At 39.2% G+C, this 4,301-nt stretch carries 1 protein-coding gene; it reads right to left on the bottom strand.

The features are described from left to right. Nucleotides 1–398: 398 nt before the first annotated feature. Nucleotides 399–3,806 (bottom strand): Eco57I restriction-modification methylase domain-containing protein, encoded by a 3,408-nt coding sequence (locus PX484_RS23335; RefSeq protein WP_288105780.1) that lies wholly within the window; start codon nt 3,804–3,806, stop codon nt 399–401. Between the last annotated feature and the right edge of the window lie 495 nt (nt 3,807–4,301).

The raw sequence follows: 4,301 nt of genomic DNA, 5'->3' as shown, positions 1-4,301 counted from the left end.
TATCAATAATTGGATCGATAATAAAGTGAGTAAGATTCTGCCAAGCGGTTATGGTTTCAGGATTTTTTGGATAGGGATCGATTTGGGCTGCATACTTTTGATAGGTTTGGGAACAGGTAGATAATTCCTCTAGGGTTAAATATTTACCAATTAACATAATTAGTTATTAGTTATTAGATGGTATTTTCAGTTTATTAAACATCTCTAAAAATTATAAACCAATTATAACAAATCCTGTTTAAAAAGTATAGGGGAGAACGCACAGAAAACGGGTTTCTCCGAGAAACCCGTTTTCTACTCATGCACTCATGCAAAACGGAGAATAAATAATCAGTTTTTAATAACTGGATTTAGTATAATACTTTTTTCTCTATTCGTGGCAGACATCTTATTACTGTTTACTGTAACAGGTTTTGGTACGCTTTGAGGGTGGCAGTTTTGACGCTTTCGGGGACGAGGGGAAAGGTAGTTAATATATGTTGAAATTCTGTTAGGGTTAATTCATACAAGTGGGCGACTATTGCATCTAATTTCGCTCTAATTGCCATTCTTTCTGCTTCTTCTGTTACTCCATTTTTATGGGAACCTATCCCCACTTCTTTCGCTAATTGCTCAAATTCTTCTGTGGTACAAATCAATTTTGCCGCATTTTCTACTATCTCCTGAAAGTATTTATCTTCCTCTTTTAGTCGGGGGATAGGTAGTTGATATATGTAGAAAAAATTTATATTAGCAGATACCCGATGACGAAGGGAATAATCTAGCACAAAACTATTCCAGATAGCAACCAACAATAAACATTCTTTATTGTTGGTTGCACGATTAACTTCTTCTTGAAAATGTACAATAGATTGAAAGTTTTCTCCATGAAAAGCAGGAGGTATAATGGTAGCTATTAAAGTTCTAGCATTAGTGCTACTGGCAATTTTACGAAATCCAGTTCGATAGGTTTGATAGTCTAGTATCTGCTGATTATCTGGCAATTTTCCTAATATTGCTTTTCTTCCTTCTGATTCATTTATCCAATAGCGCGGTTGAGATAAACCATGGCTGAACTGTTCAATCATTTTTCCTTCGTAGAGGGGTAGTCTTCCCTGTGCGGGTTCAGTTTTAAATAAATGACTATCATTAGTCATGTGAAATTCTGATGTTAACTTGAGATTCCATGTATCGGGAAGGGTTTCTCCTAGCAGGGGAAAACGAGACATTTTTTCTGCGATATGAATATCTATATCTTGTTTAAATTCCATTACCGAGAGGGAATCGGGGGATAGTTTGCGGATTAAATCGACGCTAATTACTAAACTATCTTTATGGGGAAAACGTTGTAATTCCTCAACATCGTGACGCATAAATTCCACAGGAAAGGAAAGAGTTTGTTTATTTTTCTCAAAAGTTAAGATAGCAATCTTAAAACTTCTATGGACATTTTCAAAAATTTCTTTACGATTTTCAAAACAAAATAATCCTGTCAGGTTTGTCTGAGAAAATAACATTTCCCGCAGTTGCTTGGTTCCTAAATCGGTATAAATTCCACTGGGAACAACTATTCCACATTCTCCCCGGGGATGGAGGAGATTAAAACATTGTTCAACAAAAAGCTTATAGAGATTAATATCCGTCCCTTGCTTTTTACCATTGACAATAGAGATTTGATTTTTATATTGTTCCGAGGAACGAAAATAGAGACTAACGTGGGGGTATTGACTTTGATATTCTAACCATGCTTGAGCGATTTCGGGATTAGTTAACAGTTTTTTCTGTTCCTTTTCAAACGTCTTGATGTCCATTTTATTTTTAGTCACCAAGTCGCTATGCTGAGAAAAAAATTCTTTCGCTTGGGGTTTAAAGACTTCCCAAGGGGGATTGGTGATAATCACATCAAAACCACCTTTTTCTGTAATCAGTTTATCGAAGTGATAACCCCAGTGGAAGGGTTTCAGGGATTGCATATCAGAGAGAGTTAATAAACGTTTCTTTGCTTTTCCCGTTAATTGTGCGGATTCGTACTTAATTGACAACTTACCGCTAAACTCATCTAAGAGAATTTGGTTTAATTTCTGCACCGATTCGCGGTTGACATCCTCGATGTGATTGCGTAACATCTGGAGACGGTTTTCTTGGGGGGTTCCCTCTACTTCTCCCAACCGAAAAGCGTGTTCTTTGTATAATTCAATACTACGATTTTTTTCTGCGAGAATTGTCTGATAATTTTGCGCGGTGAGGGTTTGCATGAGATTAAAACTTTTTCCGTCCACGCGAATTAAACCGATGAGGGAATTTCCCGACATGATATTAAAATCAATATTCGGTAAGGGTTCCAATTCTGTCACCGATTGTGCGGCAGCAACTAAAGCGAGAAATAAACGCAGTTTTGCGATTTCCGTTGCTTCCTCCATGATATCGACACCGTAGAGGTTATCGGAAATAATTCTTTTTTTGATGTAATATCCGAGAGAGGGATGGGATTTTCTTACCTCTGTTAACCACTGTTTTAATTTACTGTCTCCCCGTAGTTCAATTGTCCCAATCACCGCGCTATAAATTCCGATTAATGTCTTCATCGCAGCCACTAAAAAAGCACCGGAACCACAGGCAGGGTCTAAAATAGAAAGCTGGGGAAGAATATCTTCAATCAGAAGCTGACAGAGGGGAGAATCGAGATTAATTAGTAGTTCAGAAATACTGGCAAATTGTTTGCGGGGATAATATTGATTGCTTCTCTCGACAATCCATTTATTAATCGTCCTATCACAGAGATATTCAGTAATCTCCGGACGGGTATAGTAAGCACCGAAAGCTTTTTGGTTGATATACTTTTCAAAGATATATCCCAAGACATCGGGGTTAATTTCGTCATCGCTTCCCCCCGGAGTGTCGTCAAGGTTCCAAGAGTAACGGGAGAATAAATCGAGGATATTCTCAAATGCTTGGTCATCAATACAAATGTTTTGATAAAGATTTTCGAGGGGATGTTGGAGAAATAATCCTCCGTTAAGATATTTGACTTTTCCCACCAATGCAGTTACTGTCTCATCTCGTTGGGATTCCGGTTGAGCGAATGCTTGGAAAAAGAGGGTTTGCAGAAACTGACGATAAAATAAATTTTTCCCGCGTCGTTGACTTGCTTGTAATTGGTTTTGCAGATAGTTGAAGTCGTTATCGATAAATCCCTTGCGCTGCAGGAAATAGACGAACATTAAACGATTGAGAATAACCGAAGTGTACCATTTTCGATCGCTTTCTCGATCGATTCCTTGGATAAAAGGGAGGAACTGTAAATGCTCTCGCTGAAATTCCTGATAAAATTTCTTGGTAATCTTTTCGATATCGAAACCTTTTTGTAAGCGATGGGCCACCTCCACCACGGAGGGTTCCCCATCTTCAAAATCGGTGATATCGAGGACTAATTCCGCTAGTTTACCGAGAAATAAATCTCCCGGTTGTCCTTTTATATAAAGATGGTCACGGATATAACTTTTACTTCCCTCTCTTTTTACCCAGTACCATAAACTGCGTGTCCGTCCCCCATCGACGAAAATTAGCAGATTTTCGGCAATTCTTTCGATAACTTGCTGGTGAATGTCCCGACGAAGTTTCGCATCGGGTATATCGGTAGTTGTCACCTCTAATACTGCTACTCCGGACACTTCCGCAATCCGTTGACAGGGATATTCTTGATTGTCAACGGTGATACTAACAGTTTTTTTTGCGCGAGGATGAGACCATCCCAATTCCTCGATAAACAGTTCCCCAAATTGGAAGTTAGATAATAAGTCACGAGTCCGGGAGAAGTTGAGGGACATATTAGACCTCTTGGAAAAATTAAAAATTGTTGTTAGGGTTAGGAGTCAAAAGGTTTGATCCCCCTAAATCCCCCTTGATAAGGGGGACTTGAATTGGTTAGATCCCCCTAAATCCCCCTTGAATTGGTTAGATCCCCCTAAATCCCCCTTGATAAGGGGGACTTGAATTGGTTTGATCCCCCTAAATCCCCCTTGAATTGGTTTGATCCTCCTAAATCCCCCTTGATAAGGGGGACTTGAATTGGTTTGATCCCCCTAAATCCTCCTTGATAAGGGGGACTTGAATTGGTTTGATCCCCCTAAATCCTCCTTGATAAGGGGGACTTGAATTGGTTAGATACCCCTAAATCCTCCTTGATAAGGGGGACTTGAATTGGTTAGATACCCCTAAATCCTCCTTGATAAGGGGGACTTGAATTGGTTTGATCCCCCTAAATCCCCCTTGATAAGGGGGACTTGAATTGGTTTGATCCCCCTAAATCCCCCTTGATAAGG

The organism is Microcystis sp. M49636_WE2, from assembly GCF_030065375.1.
GTDB classification, from domain to species: Bacteria; Cyanobacteriota; Cyanobacteriia; order Cyanobacteriales; family Microcystaceae; genus Microcystis; species Microcystis aeruginosa_C.
This window is presented reverse-complemented; position numbering and strand designations above follow the sequence as displayed.